Annotated in this window: 1 protein-coding gene; it reads left to right on the forward strand. The window is 56.7% G+C overall.

The window, feature by feature from the left end; all coding sequences use genetic code 11:
* Positions 1–317: sporulation initiation factor Spo0A C-terminal domain-containing protein (locus tag KQI17_RS13485; RefSeq protein WP_216496702.1), on the forward strand; the 317-nt coding region annotated here is incomplete at its 5' end.
* Positions 318–520 lie beyond the last annotated feature (203 nt).

Consider the following 520-nt stretch of genomic DNA (forward strand, 5'->3'; position numbering starts at 1 on the left):
TGGATGCCGAGCGCCTGCTGCGGATGCTCGGTGCCTCCGGCAAGCTGGCTGGCTTTCGCCAAGCGGCGTACATGATCGAGCGGGTGCGGGAGAATCCCAAATATGTGCAGCTCATTACCAAGCGCCTTTATCGTGAGACCGCGCAAAAGTTTGATACGTCGAGCAGCTGCGTGGAACGCAACTTGCGAACATTGATCCAGACTTGCTGGAAGTATCCGGACCATAGCTTTCTTGACCTCATCACAGGCGCTCCGTTGATGCAGGCGCCGACCAATACGCAGTTTATTGATATGCTGGCGGCATATCTCCGCAACTGAGGTATAGGAGGGAGAAAGGCGGCATCCTGCCGCCTTTCCCGATAGGACCTTTCGATGTTGCTGCCGGTTGGCATGGGCGCACTATGAACAATGCGCTCATGCGAGCTGGCGACAGCCGAGAACTGAATAGGTCAACCGGATACGTTTGATGTGCAGCCCGAAAGGGAAAAGCCGTGCGAAAGGGACAGGCCATGATCCCGCCG

Source organism: Oscillibacter sp. MSJ-31, from assembly GCF_018918025.1.
Classification (GTDB): Bacteria; Bacillota; Clostridia; order Oscillospirales; family Oscillospiraceae; genus Hominicoprocola.